Annotated in this window: 16 protein-coding genes; 10 read left to right on the top strand and 6 right to left on the bottom strand. The window is 59.9% G+C overall.

Annotated features, from left to right (window positions below):
• The first annotated feature begins 127 nt into the window (after positions 1-127).
• The 6 genes from ACA079_RS07130 to ACA079_RS07155 all read left to right on the top strand — a co-directional run bounded on the left by ACA079_RS07130 (position 128) and on the right by ACA079_RS07155 (position 7,418).
• Positions 128-1,150 (top strand): PDDEXK nuclease domain-containing protein, encoded by a 1,023-nt coding sequence (locus ACA079_RS07130; protein ID WP_497703025.1) that lies wholly within the window; start codon positions 128-130, stop codon positions 1,148-1,150.
• A 109-nt stretch (positions 1,151-1,259) separates the two neighbouring features.
• Positions 1,260-2,162 carry a cysteine synthase CysM gene (gene cysM, locus ACA079_RS07135; RefSeq protein WP_033056865.1) on the top strand — a complete coding sequence of 301 codons (903 nt, stop codon included), beginning with the start codon at positions 1,260-1,262 and terminating at the stop codon, positions 2,160-2,162.
• The gene (rlmD, locus tag ACA079_RS07140) at positions 2,162-3,514 is read left to right on the top strand and encodes a 23S rRNA (uracil(1939)-C(5))-methyltransferase RlmD (protein ID WP_497703026.1); all 1,353 of its coding nucleotides are present in this window, start codon (positions 2,162-2,164) and stop codon (positions 3,512-3,514) included. Before cysM ends, rlmD begins: the two co-directional genes overlap by 1 nt.
• A gap of 123 nt (positions 3,515-3,637) precedes the next feature.
• On the top strand, positions 3,638-5,881 hold the full coding sequence (relA, locus tag ACA079_RS07145; protein ID WP_140676411.1) for a GTP diphosphokinase: 2,244 nt from the start codon (positions 3,638-3,640) through the stop codon (positions 5,879-5,881).
• Positions 5,882-6,013: 132 nt separating this feature from the next.
• Positions 6,014-6,847 (top strand): nucleoside triphosphate pyrophosphohydrolase, encoded by an 834-nt coding sequence (gene mazG / locus ACA079_RS07150; RefSeq protein WP_497703027.1) that lies wholly within the window; start codon positions 6,014-6,016, stop codon positions 6,845-6,847.
• Positions 6,848-6,875: 28 nt separating this feature from the next.
• On the top strand, positions 6,876-7,418 hold the full coding sequence (locus ACA079_RS07155; protein WP_033056870.1) for a DUF2058 domain-containing protein: 543 nt from the start codon (positions 6,876-6,878) through the stop codon (positions 7,416-7,418).
• A gap of 70 nt (positions 7,419-7,488) precedes the next feature.
• Here ACA079_RS07155 and ACA079_RS07160 read toward each other — a convergent pair whose 3' ends face one another.
• The 6 genes from ACA079_RS07160 to ACA079_RS07185 form a co-directional block, all read right to left on the bottom strand.
• Positions 7,489-7,677 carry a hypothetical protein gene (locus ACA079_RS07160; RefSeq protein ID WP_095132420.1) on the bottom strand — a complete coding sequence of 63 codons (189 nt, stop codon included), beginning with the start codon at positions 7,675-7,677 and terminating at the stop codon, positions 7,489-7,491.
• Between the two features lie 401 nt (positions 7,678-8,078).
• Positions 8,079-9,299, bottom strand: coding sequence for a beta-ketoacyl-ACP synthase I (fabB, locus tag ACA079_RS07165; RefSeq protein ID WP_033056872.1), 1,221 nt, complete (start codon positions 9,297-9,299; stop codon positions 8,079-8,081).
• A gap of 11 nt (positions 9,300-9,310) precedes the next feature.
• A complete protein-coding gene (fabA, locus tag ACA079_RS07170; protein WP_497703028.1) occupies positions 9,311-9,826 on the bottom strand; it encodes a 3-hydroxyacyl-[acyl-carrier-protein] dehydratase FabA in 516 nt (171 codons plus the stop codon).
• Positions 9,827-10,073: 247 nt separating this feature from the next.
• A complete protein-coding gene (locus ACA079_RS07175) occupies positions 10,074-11,975 on the bottom strand; it encodes an ATP-binding protein (protein ID WP_497703029.1) in 1,902 nt (633 codons plus the stop codon).
• Positions 11,972-12,904 (bottom strand): ABC transporter substrate-binding protein, encoded by a 933-nt coding sequence (locus tag ACA079_RS07180; protein ID WP_497703030.1) that lies wholly within the window; start codon positions 12,902-12,904, stop codon positions 11,972-11,974. The genes ACA079_RS07175 and ACA079_RS07180 overlap by 4 nt, the downstream gene beginning before the upstream one ends.
• A gap of 1 nt (position 12,905) precedes the next feature.
• Positions 12,906-15,029 carry a TonB-dependent receptor plug domain-containing protein gene (locus ACA079_RS07185; RefSeq protein WP_497703031.1) on the bottom strand — a complete coding sequence of 708 codons (2,124 nt, stop codon included), beginning with the start codon at positions 15,027-15,029 and terminating at the stop codon, positions 12,906-12,908.
• A gap of 196 nt (positions 15,030-15,225) precedes the next feature.
• On the opposite strand from ACA079_RS07185, the gene ACA079_RS07190 reads away from it, so the two are divergent.
• From ACA079_RS07190 to ACA079_RS07205, 4 genes are all read left to right on the top strand, one after another.
• Complete coding sequence (locus ACA079_RS07190) at positions 15,226-16,251, top strand: NAD(P)H-dependent glycerol-3-phosphate dehydrogenase (protein ID WP_033056878.1); 1,026 nt, start codon at positions 15,226-15,228, stop codon at positions 16,249-16,251.
• A gap of 31 nt (positions 16,252-16,282) precedes the next feature.
• The gene (locus ACA079_RS07195) at positions 16,283-16,630 is read left to right on the top strand and encodes a DUF4389 domain-containing protein (protein ID WP_497703032.1); all 348 of its coding nucleotides are present in this window, start codon (positions 16,283-16,285) and stop codon (positions 16,628-16,630) included.
• Positions 16,627-17,079: a phosphohistidine phosphatase SixA gene (gene sixA / locus ACA079_RS07200; RefSeq protein WP_497703033.1), complete on the top strand. Its 453-nt coding sequence runs from the start codon at positions 16,627-16,629 to the stop codon at positions 17,077-17,079. The genes ACA079_RS07195 and sixA overlap by 4 nt, the downstream gene beginning before the upstream one ends.
• A 167-nt stretch (positions 17,080-17,246) precedes the next feature.
• The gene (locus ACA079_RS07205; RefSeq protein WP_497703034.1) at positions 17,247-18,914 is read left to right on the top strand and encodes an AMP-binding protein; all 1,668 of its coding nucleotides are present in this window, start codon (positions 17,247-17,249) and stop codon (positions 18,912-18,914) included.
• The last annotated feature ends 3 nt before the right edge of the window (positions 18,915-18,917 follow it).

An 18,917-nucleotide genomic window follows, 5' to 3' on the forward strand; every position in this document is an offset into this window, starting at 1 on the left:
CACCGTTCTGATTTCGCCGGAGCGTTCCCGTTATTTTGTACGACCTTTCCTAAAGGGTATTGCCGACACCTTAAGCCTGATTTGACGGAATAGACTCGCGTTTTTCCTCGTCCTCCAGGAGTTCGGCATGAATGCATCCAGCGTCCCCGGCAACGCAGCTGACGACCGTTTCAATGAAGTGCTTGCGCTGATTCAAAGTGCCAAACAGCAGGCCATACAGGCGGTGAATACCCAGTTGATCGAGCTGTATTGGCAGGTGGGTGCTTACATCAGTCGCAAGCTGGAACAGGCTGAGTGGGGCGATTCTGTGGTCAGTCAACTAGCCGAGCATCTGGCTCAGACTCAACCAGGGTTGCGTGGGTTTACCCGGTCGAATTTGTTTCGGATGCGCCAATTCTATGAGATCTATCACGCTGAAAAGAAAGTCGCACCACTGGTGCGACAATTGTCCTGGTCGCACAACCTGATCATTTTCAGCCAGAGTAAACGGCAGGAAGAGCGGGAATTCTACGTGCGTTTGGCCGTTCAGGAAAAATGGTCAAAGCGCGAACTAGAGCGTCAGTTCAAGGCCACACTGTTCGAACGAAGCGTGACTCAACCAGCAAAAATCTCAGCAGTGCTGAGACAAGCCCACCCGGCAGCGCTTGAGATATTCCGCGATGCCTACATGCTCGAGTTTCTCGACCTGCCGGGTGGCCATGCCGAAACTGATCTGCATAAAGGGTTGATGGCGCGCCTCAAAGAATTCCTGAGCGAGCTCGGCCGCGACTTCTGCTTTGTCGGCTCCGAGTATCCGCTTCAAGTGGGTGGGTGTGATTTTGCCCTGGATTTGTTGTTCTTCCACCGTGGCCTTAATTGTCTTGTAGCCATTGAGCTTAAGGTCGGTCGTTTTAAACCGGAGTATTTGGGCAAGCTGAACTTCTATCTGGAAGCGCTGGATCGCAAGGAGCGCAAACCTCACGAAAACCCTGCCATTGGTGTGTTGCTGTGTGCCAGCAAGGATGACGAGGTGGTCGAGTACGCCCTTAACCGCAGCCTGTCGCCAGCGCTGATCGCTGAATACCAGGTGCAGCTACCGGACAAACAGTTGTTGCAGGCCAAGTTGCATGAGTTCTATGCATTGAATGTCGCGCAAGGCGAAGAGTACTGATCTAGCCCCTTATTCCCATAAACCATAAGCACCGTACTTTGCGTGATATGGCCTGCGAAGGTTTGCCGGTATGATAGGCGCCCCCGCAGTCTGGATTGCGAATTACGCCATGACCTTGCAGTACCCAACCATCGCCGATTGCGTCGGCAACACTCCGCTGGTCCGTTTGCAGCGCCTGCCTGGCGCCACCAGCAATACCCTTTTGCTCAAGCTCGAAGGGAATAACCCGGCGGGTTCGGTCAAGGACCGGCCGGCGCTGTCGATGATTACCCGCGCCGAGTTGCGCGGGCAGATCCACGTCGGCGATACGCTGATCGAAGCGACCTCGGGTAACACCGGGATCGCCCTGGCGATGGCCGCCGCGATCAAGGGTTACAAGATGATCCTGATCATGCCGGACAACTCCAGCGCCGAACGTAAAGCCGCCATGACGGCGTATGGCGCCGAGCTGATTCTGGTCACTCAGGAAGAGGGCATGGAAGGCGCCCGCGACCTCGCCCAGCGAATGGAAGCCGAAGGCCGCGGCAAGGTGCTGGATCAGTTCGCCAACGGGGACAACCCGGAAGCGCACTACACCACCACCGGCCCGGAAATCTGGCGTCAGACCGAAGGCACCATCACCCACTTCGTCAGCTCCATGGGCACCACCGGTACCATCATGGGCGTCTCGCGCTACTTGAAAGAGCAGAACGAGAACGTGCAGATCATCGGTCTGCAACCAATGGAAGGCTCGGCGATTCCGGGTATCCGTCGCTGGCCGCAGGAATACCTGCCGAAGATCTATCAGGCCGAACGCGTGGACCGGATCGTCGACATGGCGCAAAGCGAAGCCGAAGACGTGACCCGTCGTCTGGCCCGCGAAGAAGGTATCTTCTGCGGCGTGTCCTCGGGCGGTGCCGTGGCAGCCATGCTGCGTCTGTCCAAAGAAGTTGAAAACGCGGTGATCGTCGCGATCATCTGCGACCGTGGCGACCGTTACTTGTCGACCGGCATTTTCGACGCGCCTAACTGATGGCCAAGCAAGAGAGAGGCCTGCGCTTCCAGCCCACCGGCGGCAGCAAGGCCCCGCAAATTCCGACTGGCAAAAAGCAGCGCTTGAGTATTGAGCGCCTGGCTAATGACGGTCGCGGTATCGCGTTTTTTGAAGGTCGCACCTGGTTCGTCATCGGCGCATTGGCCGGTGAAGAAGTCGAAGCGCGCGTGTTGGGCGCCCACGGCAAAGTAGTCGAGGCGCGCACCGAACGGGTGTTCCAGGCCAGCGAGCTACGCCGCCCTGCACCGTGTCCGCATGCCGGTCGCTGTGGCGGTTGCAGCGTGCAACATCTGCCGCACAACGAACAACTCGCCCTGAAACAGCGCATGCTCGCCGAGCAATTGTCGAAGATCGCCGGTGTCGAACCCGAAGAATGGGTCGCGCCGTTGAGCGGTCCGGAATTCGGTTACCGGCGTCGCGCCCGAGTGGCGGTGCGCTGGGACATGAAGGCGAAAAAACTCGAAGTCGGTTTCCGTGCCGCTGGCAGTCAGGACATCGTTGCGATCAACGAATGCATGGTGCTGGTACAACCCTTGCAGCCGATCATGACCCGCTTGCCGGAAATGCTTCGGCGCTTGAGCAAACCTCAGGCGCTGGGGCATGTGGAGTTGTTCAGCGGTTCGTCGTTGGCGGTGTTGCTGCGGCACATGGCGCCGCTGTCCGACGCCGACATGACGATCCTCAAGGATTTCTGCGCGTTCCATGAAGCCCAATTGTGGCTGCACGGTGACGGCGAACCGCAACCGGTCGAGGCTGACCAGTCGTTGGGTTATCGACTTGAACAGTGGGACTTGAACCTGGCGTACCGACCGGGAGATTTCATCCAGGTCAACGCCGGGGTCAACGAAGCGATGATCGCTCAAGCGTTGGAGTGGCTGAAGCCGACGGCGGATGAACGAGTTCTCGATCTATTCTGTGGGTTAGGTAACTTTGCGTTGCCGCTGGCCAAGGTCGTTCGCGAAGTGGTGGCGGTGGAAGGTGTGCAGGCGATGGTCGAGCGAGCAGCTGCAAACGCTGCTAGCAACAATCTTCATAATGCGAAGTTTTTTCAGGCCGATTTATCCCAGCCTTTGACCGATGCCGAATGGGCGCGCGAAGGCTTTTGTGCGGTACTCTTGGACCCACCGCGTGACGGTGCTTTCGAGGCAGTGCGCAAGCTTGCGTCCCTGGGCGCCAAACGGTTGGTGTATGTGTCGTGCAATCCGGCAACGCTGGCGCGCGATACGGTCGAATTGATCAAGCAGGGCTACCGGTTAAAACGTGCCGGGATTCTCGATATGTTTCCTCAGACGGCACATGTCGAGGCCATGGCGTTATTTGAAGCGAGCTAGGACGGCTCGTCTGGTCCGACTGGCCCGCCCGTGCAGCCGCGTACCGGCCCTGATGTGGGCTCACGGGCAACGAAGGTCAGCGATTTGACGCATTGAATCTGCGTCGTAGGGAAGGTAAGCAAGATGGTACAGGTGAGAGCACACCAGCCGATCAACACCGACGGCAGTATCAATCTCGAGGCTTGGCTCGATCACGCGGTCAGTGTCGATCCGGCACTGGATCGCGAAGCCTTGAAGGAAGCGTGCGAGTTTGCTCGTGCGTCTGAACAACAAGCCAATGCGGCGAAAAACCTGTGGTCCGAAGGGACCTCGAGTTTCCGCACGGGCCTTGAGATCGCCGAGATTCTCGCCGACCTCAAACTCGATCAGGATTCGTTGGTTGCCGCGATCCTGTATCGCGGCGTGCGCGAAGGCCAGATTGAGTTGCCGGCGATCAGCCAGCGCTTCGGTCCGGTGGTCGCCAAACTCATCGACGGCGTGTTGCGCATGGCGGCGATCAGCGCCAGTCTCAGCCCCCGTCAATCCCTGGTGCTGGGCACGCAGGGCCAGGTCGAAAACCTGCGCAAGATGCTGGTTGCCATGGTCGACGACGTTCGCGTTGCGCTGATCAAACTGGCCGAACGAACCTGCGCGATCCGTGCGGTGAAAACCGCCGATGACGAAAAACGCAACCGCGTCGCCCGTGAAGTTTTCGACATCTACGCGCCTTTGGCTCACCGTCTCGGTATCGGTCACATCAAGTGGGAACTGGAGGACTTGTCCTTCCGTTACCTTGAACCTGATCAGTACAAGCAGATCGCCAAGTTGCTTCATGAACGGCGTCTGGATCGCGAGCGCTTTATCGCTGACGTGATGAGCCAACTGAAGAATGAGCTGACCGCGACCGGCGTCGATGCCGACATCAGTGGCCGGGCCAAACACATCTATTCGATCTGGCGTAAAATGCAGCGCAAGGGTCTGGAATTCAGCCAGATCTACGACGTGCGCGCCGTTCGCGTGTTGGTGCCGGAAATGCGCGACTGCTACACCGCGCTCGGTATCGTCCACACCTTGTGGCGGCACATCCCGAAAGAATTCGACGACTACATCGCCAACCCGAAAGAGAACGGCTACCGCTCTCTGCACACCGCGGTGATCGGCCCCGAGGGCAAGGTGCTGGAAGTGCAGATCCGCACCCACGCCATGCACGAAGAAGCCGAACTGGGCGTTTGCGCGCACTGGCGTTACAAGGGCACCGACGTCAAATCCGGTTCTAATCACTACGAGGAAAAAATCTCCTGGCTGCGTCAGGTCCTCGAGTGGCATGAAGAATTGGGCGACATTGGCGGCCTGGCAGAACAGCTGCGGGTCGATATCGAACCGGACCGGGTGTATATCTTCACCCCGGACGGTCACGCCATCGACTTGCCGAAAGGCGCGACACCGCTGGACTTCGCCTACCGCGTGCACACCGAAATCGGTCACAACTGCCGTGGCGCGAAGATCAACGGGCGCATCGTGCCGCTCAACTACAGCCTGCAAACCGGTGAACAGGTCGAGATCATCACCAGCAAGCACGGCACCCCGAGCCGCGACTGGCTGAACCCGAACCTGGGTTACATCACCACCTCGCGGGCACGGGCGAAGATCGTTCACTGGTTCAAATTGCAGGCGCGCGATCAGAACGTCGCCGCCGGTAAAACCTTGCTCGAGCGCGAACTCAACCGCCTCGGTCTGCCAGCGGTAGATTTCGACAAACTGGCCGAAAAGGCCAACATGAAAATGGCCGAAGACATGTTCGCCGCGTTGGGCGCAGGCGATTTGCGTCTGGCACAACTGGTGAACCTGGCGCAGCAACTGGTCGAACCGGAGCGCGGCAACGAACAGCTGGAACTGATTCCGCGCAAGGCCACCGGTTACAAACCGGGCAAGCGCGGCGATATCCAGATCCAGGGCGTCGGCAACCTGATGACCCAGATGGCCGGCTGCTGCCAGCCGTTGCCGGGGGATGCGATTGTCGGTTACATCACCGTGGGCCGCGGCGTGAGCATTCACCGTCAGGACTGCGCCTCGGTGCTGCAACTGGGCGGGCGCGAGCCCGAGCGGATCATCCAGGTCAGCTGGGGCCCGGTGCCGGTGCTCACCTATCCGGTGGACATCATCATCCGTGCCTACGACCGGTCCGGTCTGCTGCGTGACGTTTCGCAAGTGCTGCTCAACGAGCGGATCAACGTGCTGGCGGTCAACACCCGCTCGAACAAAGAGGACAACACCGCGTTGATGTCCCTGACCATTGAGATTCCGGGGCTGGATGCACTGGGGCGGTTGCTGGGGCGGATTTCCCAGTTGCCGAACATCATCGAAACCCGCCGTAACCGGACTCCATGAAACCGATCCCTGTAGGAGCCGAGCTTGCTCGCGATTGCGATTTACCTGACACACCGCTATCGCGAGCAAGCTCAGCTCCTACAGGTTTGCGGGTCGCCCGACACACCGCGTTGCAGATGTAGAGATTGATTGATGTATAGCCTCGAAGATTTATTGCACCTGATGAGCCGTCTGCGCGACCCGCAGTTCGGCTGCCCGTGGGACATCAAGCAAACCTACGAAACCATCGTCCCGCACACGCTGGAAGAAGCCTACGAAGTCGCCGACGCCATCGAGCGCGGTGACTTCGATCACTTGCAGGGTGAGTTGGGGGATTTACTGTTCCAGGTGGTTTATTACAGCCAGTTGGCACGGGAAGAAGGGCGCTTCGAATTCGAGGGTGTGGTCGACAGCATCACCCGCAAGTTGATTCGTCGGCATCCTCACGTGTTCCCCACCGGGGATCTTTACGCGCCGCTGGATGTTCCGCGCCTGAGTGAAGATCAGGTCAAGCAGCGCTGGGAAGAGATCAAGGCTGAAGAACGGGCGGAGAAATCTTCGGCGCCCGAACAACTTTCCTTGCTCGACGACGTGCCGGCAGCACTGCCGGCATTGTCCCGTTCGGCGAAGTTGCAGAAGCGTGCAGGGCAGGTCGGTTTCGACTGGCCGGACGCCTTGCCGGTGCTCGACAAAGTGCGCGAAGAGCTCGATGAAGTGCTCGAAGCCATGGCCGACAATGACTCGGCAGCGATTGCCGATGAAGTCGGTGATCTGTTGTTTTCCGTGGTCAATCTGGCGCGTCATCTCAAGGTCGATCCCGAAACTGCACTGCGTGGCGCCAACAGCAAGTTCGAAAGACGCTTCCGTTTTATCGAACAGGCATTGCGCGACACCCACCGTCCCATAGAAGATTGCACCCTCGAAGAGTTGGACGCCTTGTGGGGCGAAGCCAAACGTCAGGAAAAGAATTTGCCCAGCTGCGGTTGAGCAGTTGCCTAAGTGAGTAATAAGCACCATGAGCATTTCCCTTCGCGACCAGTTGCTCAAAGCAGGGCTGGTCAACCAGAAGCAGGCCAAACAGGTCGGCAAAGAGAAGCAGAAACAGCAGCGTCTGGCCCACAAGGGTCAGATCGAACTTGATGACTCGCAGCAGCGGGCGGCTCAGGAAGCCATGGCCGAGAAGGTCAAGCGCGACCAGGAGCTGAACCGTCAGCAACAGGAGAAGGCCGAGGCCAAGGCTCGCGCTGCTCAGGTCAAACAGTTGATCGAAGTCTCGCGTCTGCCGAAGCTGACGACCGAGGACTACTACAACTTCGTTGACGACAAGAAGGTCAAGCGCATCTCCGTCAACACGCTGATGCGCAACAAGCTCAGCAGCGGTTCGCTGGCCATCGTGCACCACGCCGGCGGTTATGAAGTGATCCCGCGTGAGGCGGCCCTGAAGATCCAGGAGCGCGATCCACAGCGTATCGTGCAGCTGAATGTGAAGACCGAAGAAGTCGCTGTCGAAGACGATCCGTACGCGGCCTATCAGATCCCGGACGATCTGATGTGGTAAGCCGTTAAAGGCTGCAACAACGACAAACCCCGCTCATGGCGGGGTTTGTCGTTTTCAATGCTGTCATTGCTTATGCGGATTGGAGCTCTCGTTGCTGCTCCAGTTTTTCCAGTTCGGCCTTGTAGCTGTGGGCATCTGTTTCGGAGTGGAACATCCCCACCAGCATGTCTTGTTGGTGCACGTCCCAAATCCGGATACCGGCGGCTACGCCTTCGTGGGACTTATGTGAATCGTCGCGTTCAGTTACTTTTACAGTCATCTGCTAGCTCCAATCTCTGTTATCTGCAGCAAGGCGTGTGCAGGACTCCGTTATATGTTTGGTTAGCCTGCTAAGTAAACGACTGAGTTTGGTAACGGACTTTTGCGAGTTTGGTAAAAGTCCTGCAGCCCGCCAAACACGCGACATTCGGTCGCAGGGCGTTGAGTTTCATGACAAAAGCTTCATGTTCGCGAAGAACAAAACCGCGGCTTGAAGGTGATGAAAATCCCCTGTGGGAGCGAGCTTGCTCGCGATGGCGGCCTCACAGTCAACGATGATGGTGAATGTAATGGCCTCATCGCGAGCAAGCTCGGCTCCTACAGGCTTTTGCGTTTTTCCAGGCACAAAAAAACGCCCCGAACCAGTCGGGGCGTTTTTATGTGCAGCGTAGTGGCGGTGTATTACTTACCGGCCCAGCGCTTCAGTACCAGCGTAGCGTTGGTGCCACCGAAGCCGAAGCTGTTGCTCATCACGGTGTTGATGGTGGCGTCTTCACGAGTCTTGGTCAGGATCGGCATGTCAGCCACTTCCGGGTCCAGTTCGTCGATGTTGGCGGAACCCGCCATGAAGTTGCCTTCCATCATCAGCATGCAGTAGATCGCTTCGTGAACGCCGGCGGCGCCCAGGGAGTGACCTGACAGGCTCTTGGTGGAGCTGATGGCCGGAGCCTTGTCGCCGAACACTTCACGCACACCTTTCATTTCCATGACGTCGCCGACCGGAGTCGAGGTGCCGTGGGTGTTCAGGTAGTCGATCGGAGCGTCAACGGTGGACATGGCCATCTGCATGCAGCGGATGGCGCCTTCGCCGCTTGGGGCGACCATGTCGTAGCCGTCGGAGGTCGCGCCGTAGCCAACGATTTCCGCGTAGATCTTCGCGCCGCGGGCCAGAGCGTGTTCCAGCTCTTCGACCACGACCATGCCGCCACCGCCGGCGATGACGAAACCGTCACGCTTGGCGTCGTAGGCACGGGAAGCTTTTTCCGGGGTCTCGTTGTACTGGCTGGACAGTGCGCCCATGGCGTCGAACAGGAACGATTGGCTCCAGTGTTCTTCTTCACCACCGCCGGCGAACACGATGTCCTGCTTGCCCATCTGGATCTGTTCCATGGCGGTACCGATGCAGTGAGCACTGGTGGCACAGGCAGAAGCGATGGAGTAGTTCAGGCCCTTGATCTTGAACGGCGTGGCCAGGCAAGCGGAAACGGTGCTGCTCATGGTCCGCGTTACACGGTATGGGCCAACGCGCTTCACGCCTTTCTCGCGCAGGATGTCCAGCGCTTCCATCTGGTTCAGCGTGGAGGCGCCACCGGAACCGGCGATCAGGCCGGTACGCGGGTTCGAGACTTGCTCATCGGTCAGACCGGAGTCGGCGATGGCGTCTTTCATGGCCAGGTAGGCGTAAGCCGCCGCGTGGCCGACGAAGCGAAAGATCTTGCGATCGATCAGCTCTTCGAGGGGAAGGTCAATGGAGCCGGAAACCTGGCTACGCAGACCCATTTCGGCATATTCCGGGTTGAACCGGATGCCAGGGCGGCTTGCACGCAGGTTAGCGGAGACGGTCTCTTTGTCATTGCCCAGGCACGAAACGATGCCCAGACCAGTGATAACGACGCGGCGCATGCGGATAACCCTTAGAAGTTGTCAGTGGAGGTGAAAACGCCGACCCGAAGGCCTTCGGCGGTGTAGATCTCGCGGCCGTCGACGCTGACCGAACCATCGGCGATGGCCATGTTCAGCTTGCCCTTCAGTACGCGCTTGATCTGAATGTTATAGGTCACTTTCTTGGCGGTCGGCAGAACCTGACCGAAGAATTTCACTTCGCCCGAACCCAGGGCGCGACCGCGGCCCGGCAGACCTTGCCAGCCAAGGAAGAAGCCGACCAGTTGCCACATGGCGTCGAGGCCCAGGCAGCCTGGCATCACCGGATCACCTTCGAAGTGGCAGGCGAAGAACCACAGGTCCGGAGTGATATCCAGCTCGGCGACCAATTCACCCTTGCCGTACTTGCCACCCTCGGCGCTGATATGGGTGATGCGATCCACCATCAACATGTTCGGGGCGGGCAGTTGTGCGTTACCTGGGCCGAACAGCTCACCGCGACTGCAGCGCAGCAGGTCTTCCCGAGTAAAGGCGTTTTGTTGGGTCATGCGAGCTCCTCAATAATCCCATGCGGCAGGTGGGGCAAATCTTCCCGGCCGATCGAAGCGTTCATGCCTCGAGTCAGCAGCCTACTCATAGACTATTGCGTTGTGGTGAAAGTCACAGCACCAAGGACATGAATGTACACTTGTGCACTGAAATTATTATTCAAGCCCCTTTTCGGGCCTGTTCGGGTGCCTAAGACTGCCGCACTTTCGCCTTCCGCGCCAGTCGCAGATAGCCGAAAGGCCTGCACTACTGCACCCAGCGCTGCAGAATTTGCTGCAAATCTGTGCGTTTGAAGGGCTTGGCCAGGTAATCGTTCATTCCCGCCGATAAACAGGCTTCGCGGTCACCCTGCAAGGCGTTGGCGGTCAGCGCGATGATCGGCAAGTCTGTGCAACCGGGTAATTGGCGAATCTGTCGGGTAGCCTCGTAGCCGTCGATGATCGGTAGCCGGCAGTCCATCAGAATGGCTTCGAAAATTAGACTCTCCGCACTGCGCACTGCCTGCGCGCCATCGGTGACGACGCTTACAGTAAAGCCCAGACTGCGCAACATTGCTTCGATGACCGTCTGATTGACCGGATTGTCTTCCACCAGCAGCACGTTGCGCCCTTCGCCATCACCGTTGCCGGTCGGTGTGCGTGGCGCCAGTACGGGCAACGTCTGTTTATAGAGTGCCAGCGGGATTTCCAGGGTGAACACCGAGCCGCGACCTTCCTCGCTCTGGGCACGCAACGTGCCGCCCATGCGTTCAGCCAGCGTGCGAGCAATCGGCAGGCCCAGCCCGGTGCCACCGTATCGCCTCGAAATAGAACTGTCGGCCTGCTGGAAGGCGTTGAACATCATTTCCAGGCTTTCAGCCGAAATACCAATCCCGCTGTCGCGCACGGTGCAGGTGAACCACAGCAGTTCGTGATCCAGCGACTGCCATTGCGGTTCGATGCTGACGCGGCCCTGTTCGGTGAATTTCAGCGCATTGCCGATCAGGTTGACCAGGATCTGCCGGATCCGCGTCGGGTCGCCCTGCACCTGCAACGCGCGCATGTCGGCCGGAATCGACAGCGCCAGGTCGAGCCCGCGCTGCACGGCGCTGTGCGAGAACGACTGGGCGCAACTGCCGATCAGGTCCGCGAGATTGAACGGAATGTGCTCCAGCTCCAGTTCCGAACGCTCGATGCGCGAGAAATCGAGAATGTCGTTGATGACTTTTAGCAGGTGTTCGGTGGACTCCGAGGCGAGCGCCGCGTATTCGACCTGCTCCTCGGTCATCTCGGTGGTTTCCAGCAGTTGCAGCATGCCCAGCACGCCATTCATCGGCGTGCGCAGTTCGTGGCTCATCATCGCGAGGAAATCGGATTTGGCGTTGTTGGCCTTTTCCGCTTCCTCGCGAGTCTGAATCAACTGCGCCATCGCTTGATGCTGTTCGCGACTGGCTTGTTCGAGTCCGTTGGCGAGGTTGTTGATGTGTTGCGACAGTGCTCCCAGCTCAGTGTCGTCTACGATCGGCAGCGGCGTTTTGTAGTCGCCGTCCTGAATCGCCTTGACCGCGGTGCCGATGTCGCGGATCGGTTGCGACAGGCTGCCGGCCAGTCGCCGGGCGACCAGAAAAGTAAACAGCAAGGCGAACAGCGCCAGGATCCCGGCCTTGAGCAGGATTTCCTGCTGACGCTGGCTGAAGGCGTCATTGGACAGGCCGACGATCACCCGACCCAGATAATCCTCGGTGGGCGCTGTGTTGGCGACGCGGCTGCCTTGCAGGAAATCATTGTGCAGCTGGATTCGTTGCAGCCGCACCGGGGCCTGGAACACTTCGACCTGGTGCGAGCGGTTGTGGGTTTCCGACGGTTGCTCGACGTACACCAGAATCCGGTTGGCGCTGTCCTGGACTTCCAGAAAGCGCACATTGGGCGTGGCGAGGGTGGCCTTGAGCAAACTGTCGAGCACCTCGTTGTTGCCCGAGATCACCCCGTATTCGGTGGCCGGCGCCAGTTGGTTGGCGATCAGTTGCCCAGTGTGATTGAGCTCCTGACGCAGGTCCTGGATTCGCACGAAGGTGAAGAAGCTGATCAACAGCAACGTCAGCAACAGGGCAGGGCCGAGGCTGATGATTTGCGTGCGGGTGTTGATGTCCCAACGGCGACGGAAGGTCATGGGCGATTTTCTCCTTCGGCCAACTGTGTTGCGACAGACGCTTCGTTCATCTGTTCAATCCCTAATGAACGAGCCACTTGCGGGTTGCTTAAGACTTTGAAGCGTTGCGGGTAGTGCGTGCGTGGCCACGTGGCCGGTGGCTGGTCGAGCAGTTCGTCGAGCATCGCCAGCCAATCGCTCTGATCGCTGTAGGTGCTGGCCAGGCTCCCGGCCCTGACGAACCCGGCGTTAGGGCCGATCAGCGCCAATTGCCGTGCATAGCTGCTGAGCAACAGGTTCTTCGCGGTTTTCGGGTTGTACAGATCGGGGTCGTCGAGGCCCAGCAACACGTCGCTGTTCTTCAACAAGGTCTGCAGCGGCCGGCTGTCGTTGGTGTTATCCCAGCGCTCGGTGACTACTTCAAGGCCCAGGGAGTGGGCGGCCTGATGCAGTTCTTTCAAGAGGAATTCGCTGTGGCTGTCGAAGAGCACGCCGACCCGTTTGGCCTGCGGCAGCAGCAGTCGGGTCAGGCGCAATTGTCGGTCCAGGGGCGGGTCGCTCCAGAGCAGGCTGAGGCGCGGGGGCAGGGTGGCCCCCAGATGCTGACGGGCTTGCAGGCGGCTGATGCGCAGCACCAGCGTCGCCGGGCCCCGGGCGTCTTGCAGGCGCCAGTCGAGGCTCGGCAGGTCGAGCAGAATCAAGCGGGTGTCGGCGGGCAGTTTGCCTGGCGCCGGCAGACTGGCCAGTGGCTGGAAGTGCACGTTATCGGCAGGCCGCAAGGCGCTCAGGGCCTGGGTGAAGGATTGCATGCCCGGGCTGTCCTCGGCGCCGGTCAGCAAAATGTCCGCGGCGCTGGCCGCCAGGCTGCTCAGCAGCCCGGCAAACACCAGGCACAACCCGGCCAGCAGGCGGCCAAGGATTGGCGTCTTGCGTGACGGGCTAAATAGCATCTTAGAACGCCAGCTCCGCGCTGAAGTAAAGCACCCGGCGCTCGTCGTAGTTGTTGTCGACGAAGGTTGTGGGCTGGCTGTCGAGGCGTTGCTGCAGCACGCCGGCCAGTTCCAGGCTGGCTTTGCCCAGGCCGATGCGTTTGGCGATGCGCGTGTCGACCCGTTCGAAGCGGTAGCCGTTCAGGGCATCGTCACCATAGTAGAAGAGCGCGCTGTTCCAGCCATGGCCCCAGTTGCGCAGCCAACCGGCGGAGCCGCTGTTTCGGGCAGTCTGTTGCGCATCCAGCGGGTTGCTCGCATCGGCATCGACGTAGGCATAGGTCAGGCGCAGGCGATCGGCGCTGCTGATTCTCCAGTCGAGCTGGGTTTCTGCCCCGGAGAAGCGCGCGCTGTTTGAGTTGCTGGCGATGTACTGATTGTTGCGCAGCGGTTCGCTGATCATCCCGGTGATTTCGTCGTAGAACAGCTTCACATCGACCGCCAGCCCCACTTCGGCAAAGTAGCCGTTGTAGCCCAGTTCCCGGGAGCGCATGTGTTCCTGTTCGAGGTTACCGGGGCCACGGGTCTTGACGAAATAACGGGCACTGGACTGGCCATAGGCGCTGGGCCGCAGGTTCTTTACCTGATAGCTCCAGTTGACGTTGTTCTCGAACATGTCCGGTGAGCGGATAGCTTCCGAGTACACCGCCCGCAGGCCATGGCGCGGGTTGATCAGGTAGTTGACCGCCACCCGCGGGGTGAGCGAACTGCCGATCAATTGCGTGTCTTCGAACATCGCACCGCCCTGCAGCAACCAATGCTCGGTGGCGCGCCACTCGAGTTGGCCGAACGCCCGCCAGGTGGTGTCGTCGAGGGTGCCATTGAAGTAGGTCTCGGAATCTGCCCGGTCGTAACGATAATTCATGCCGCTGACCAGCCGCAGACTATCGGACAGGCTGAGGGTGTCCTGCAATTCAAGGTCGTAGCGCGATTCCCGGGTGCTCTGGTCGATATCGCCACAGAGGGTTTGCCGGGCGCCGTTTCGCCATTGGTCGAGCACTTGATTGGCCAATGCGCGCTGGGCCGGGTCACCTGCGGGCGCGCCGGGGCCGGTGTAGCGCTCCATGTTGCGCGCCAGGCGCTCGGTGTAATTCGGGTTGAGCTGCCAGAGTTCGGTCAACTGCGGGCTGAACGAAACCTCGGCATCGCAGGCACGCCAGGTCTGCTGACGATCCCAGTGTTGCGCCGAGCCCTGGATGTAAAGGCTGTGATCGGGATTGATGTCGAGGTTCCAGCGCAGCGAGCCGGCGTAATCCTTGGCGATGACGTCGGAATTGTTCCCCGCAGCGGTAATCCCCGAGAAGACCGGGCGGTAGGTATAAGGACGCTGGTTGCTCCCGTCCTTGGCATTCAATTGCCAGTCGATGCTCTGGTTTTCAGTGAGCGTCTGGCTGACCGCGAGGTTGAAACGATTCAAGCGGCGGCTGTCGCGGTAATCGGCGCCGTTACGGTCCGAGTCGAAGCCGTCGTCTTGCTGACCGGACAGTGACAGGCGCAGGTCGCCGCCGTCCCAGCCCACGCCCTGGCTGGCGTAAAAGTCGTCGATGCCGCGCTGCCCACGGGTGACTTTCATCCGTGTGCCGTGGCTGTCGGCCGGGTTGCGCGTGATGATGTTGACCACCGCCATCAGCGCATTGGCGCCATAGCTGACGGTGTTCGGGCCGCGAAAAACTTCGATGCGCTCGATGTCCTCCATGGCCACCGGAATATCACTCCAGTCCACCGTGGCCAGGCCTGCGCGGTACACCGAACGGCCGTCGATCAACACTTGCAGGCGTCGCGCTTCGGTCGCATTGGTGCCGTGATAGTTCACCGCCGCCTGGTTGCCGTTGATGTTGCCGACCATCATTCCCGGCACCAGTCGCAGCAACTCGCTGATGTCCCGGGCGCCACTGGCGTTGATCAGTTCGCTGTCGATCACCGTCATGCTCCCCGGTACCGCGGCCGGCGACTGCTTGAGTCGCGTCGCGGTCAATACTTGCGGCAGCGCCTCGCTGTCGAGGAACAAATCGTCGGCAAGCAATGGCGAGCTGAACATCAGCGCCAGAACCAGCGGCGAGCGAGGTGAAGGGGAGCCAAACGACACAACACATCCTTGATAGCGAACAATTGGCGCGCATGTTAACCGAGCGCAATGACTTTTCCAGTCACGTTGTGGGCATTTTCCTCGGTTTTCTTGGTCTTCTTTCTACAAGTGTCGGTAATTGATGCGGGGGCTGGCCGCCACTGGGCCGCTCCGTATAATGCCGACATCGCCACTGGTATGGATTAACGGATTGCATATGACTGAACAGCGCCCAATTGCGGTCCTGGGAGGCGGAAGTTTTGGTACCGCCGTGGCTAATCTGCTGGCCGAGAACGGGCATCAGGTCCGGCTGTGGATGCGTGACCCCGAGCAGGCCGAGGCCATTCGGGTCAATCGCGAGAACCCGCGTTACCTCAAAGGCATCAAGATTCTGCCGGCCGTGGAAGCGGTCACCGACCTGCTGGCCACTCTGCAAGCCTGCGACTTGTGCTTCGTCGCACTGCCGTCCAGCGCGCTGCGCTCGGTATTGATGCCGCACGCCGAACGTTTGACCGGCAAATTGTTGGTGAGCCTGACCAAAGGCATCGAAGCCCACACCTTCAAACTGATGAGCGAAATCCTTGAAGAGATCGCGCCGCAAGCGCGCATCGGCGTGCTGTCCGGGCCGAACCTGGCCCGTGAAATCGCCGAACACGCGCTGACCGCCACGGTGGTCGCCAGCGAAGACGAAGAACTCTGCCAGCGGGTCCAGGAGGCGTTGCACGGCCGGACCTTTCGCGTGTACGCCAGCGCCGACCGCTTCGGTGTGGAGTTGGGCGGGGCGCTGAAAAACGTCTACGCAATCATCGCCGGTATGGCGGTGGCGCTGGGCATGGGCGAAAACACCAAGAGCATGCTGATCACCCGGGCGCTGGCGGAAATGACTCGCTTTGCGGTGAATCAGGGCGCCAATCCGATGACCTTCCTCGGTTTGGCGGGCGTCGGCGATTTGATCGTCACTTGCTCGTCGCCGAAAAGCCGTAACTACCAGGTCGGGTTCGCCCTCGGCCAGGGCTTGAGCCTGGAAGATGCCGTGACGCGCCTGGGCGAAGTCGCCGAAGGGGTGAACACCCTCAAGGTGCTCAAGACCAAGGCCCAGGAGGTGGGCGTGTACATGCCGCTGGTCGCCGGGCTGCATGCCATTCTGTTCGAAGGGCGCACGCTGGAGCAGGTAATCGGTCTATTGATGCGTGCCGAGCCGAAAACCGACGTCGACTTTATTTCCACCAGCGGTTTCAACTGAGCACTCAATTGACAGGGGCAGGGAGCGAGACATGAACGATCCGAAAACAGAAGCCAAGTACGAATCCATCCTGCTGCGCGTGTTGTGGATGGTCGTCTACGTGCTGGTCTGGCAAGTGGCGCAATTCATCCTTGGTGCCGTGGTTCTGGTGCAACTGATCTATCGTTTGATATATGGCGCCCCGAGCGCCAGCCTGATGAACTTCGGCGACAGCCTGAGCCAGTTCCTGGCGCAGATCGGTCGTTTCGGCAGCTTCCACAGCGACCAGAAACCGTGGCCGTTCGCCGACTGGCCGACGCCACGTACACCGGAAGGTGAAGCGCCGCATGCTGTGGCGCCGGCCCCGCATCCGGCACGAGATGAGGAACCGAAACTATGAAACTCTGGGTATTGCGTCATGGTGAAGCCGAGCCACACGGTACTCGCCCGGACTCCGAGCGGACCCTGACCGTCAAGGGTCGCGAAGAGGTGTTGCGCACCGCGGCGGAGTTGATCGGTAAGCCGCTCACTGCAATTTATGCCAGTCCTTACTTGCGAGCGCAGGAGACCGCAGAAATTGTGCGTGCAGCGCTGAATTTCGCGCCGGAGATTCGCACTGTCGAATGGCTGACACCCGACAACCGCCCGCAAGCGGTGGCGGAGCAGTTGGTGTCTGTGGATAACGCGTTGCTGGTCAGTCACAACCCGCTGGTGGGCAACCTGCTGGGTTACCTTCAGCATGGACATGTGCAGGACCCGGAAGCGGTCCGCACCGCTGGCCTTGCTGAGCTTGAAGGCGACTTGCCGCTGGCCGGCGCGATGAAGCTCAAAGGCATCAAGCACCCCTAAAAGCAAAAGATCGCAGCCTTCGGCAGCTCCTACATGGATTGTGTACACCTGTAGGAGCTGCCGAAGGCTGCGATCTTTTGATCTTGTTTTTGCCGACAAATAATTAACCAAGCAGTTGCTTGGTTGACTACGCTTGCTCCAGACCAAAAATAAAAGGAGCGAGTCGCATGCCTGCTGCTTTTCGTTTGCCGCTGGACGTTTTCTACGAGCGTGAAGCGCGCCATCCCCGCCAGCGCTTTTTGGTTCAGCCCACGGGCGGCGGCCAGGTCGAAACGCTGACCTGGGAAGACGTCGGGCATCAGGCTCGCTGCGCCGCGCATTGGTTGCGCGCGCGCGAATTGCCCCAAGGCAGCCACATCGCCCTGATCTCGAAAAACTGCGCGCACTGGATCATCGCCGACCTGGCGATCTGGATGGCCGGCCATGTGTCGGTGCCGCTCTACCCGAACCTCACCGCCGAAACCGTGGCCCAGGTCCTTGAACATTCCGAAGCGGCACTGGCGTTCATCGGCAAACTCGATGACTGGCCTGGAATGTCTCGAGGGGTCAGCGCTGATCTGACGACAATCAGCCTGCCGTTGCATCCGCCCGGCACTTTCGATTTCAGCTGGGCCGACCTGCAAAAGAGCTCACCGATCCAGGACGATCCCAAGCCGTCCGCCGACCAGTTGGCGACCATCATTTACACCTCCGGCACCACGGGCATGCCCAAAGGCGTGATGCACAGTTTCGCCAATCTGGGGTTTGCCACCACGCGCGGCACGCAGTTGTTTGGCTTGAATGAGTCGGATCGGCTGCTGTCCTACCTGCCGCTGTGCCATGTCGCCGAGCGGATGTTCGTTGAGCTGGCGTCGATCTATACCGGGCAAACGGTGTTTTTTGCCGAGAGCCTCGACACTTTCCTGGCCGATTTGCGCCGTGCACGTCCGACCGCGCTGTTCGGTGTGCCGAGGATCTGGACCAAATTCCAGATGGGCGTGTACAGCAAGATCCCGGCAAAGCGCCTCGACTTCCTGCTCGGTCTTCCGATCATCGGCAAGCGGGTCGGCCACAAAGTGCTTGTCGGGCTCGGGCTGGATGCCTTGCGCATCGCCTTGTCCGGTGCCGCGCCAGTGCCGCAGACCTTGCTGCTGTGGTACCGCAAACTGGGGCTGGATGTGTTGGAGGTCTACGGCATGACCGAAAGCTGCGGCTATTCGCACGTTTGCCGGCCGGGCCAGAACAAACCTGGCTGGATCGGCAAGCCCTGCCCGGAGGTTGAGGTGCGGATCGCCGAGTCGGGCGAGGTCATGGTGCGCAGCGGCGCGACCATGCTCGGGTATTTCAAGGAACCTGAGAAAACCGCCGAAACCATCACCGAGGACGGCTTCCTGCGCACCGGCGACAAGGGCGAGCAAGATGCCGAAGGCAATCTGCGCCTGACCGGGCGACTGAAGGAAATATTCAAGACCAGCAAAGGCAAATACGTCGCCCCGGCGCCGATCGAGAATCGTCTGGCGGAGCATTCGCGCATCGAGCAAGTCTGCGTCGTCGGCGATGGTCTGATTGCGCCATTGGGGTTGTGCGTGCTCTCGGCGGTCGGTCAGCAGGACGCCAGCGGAACGGCGCGGGCGGGCCTGCATTCAAGCCTGGAAAAACTCCTGGAGGAGGTCAACGGCGTCCTCGACAAACATGAGCGCTTGCGTCGATTGGTGGTGGTCAAGGACAGTTGGGCGGTGGAAAACGGCTTCCTGACGCCGACCCTGAAGATCAAGCGCAACGTGATCGAAGCCGCCTACGGTGCCCGTTTCGAAGAATGGAGCGAGCGCAGTGAAGCGGTGCTGTGGCAGGATTGAGTC

The organism is Pseudomonas sp. LBUM1645 (assembly GCF_059716185.1).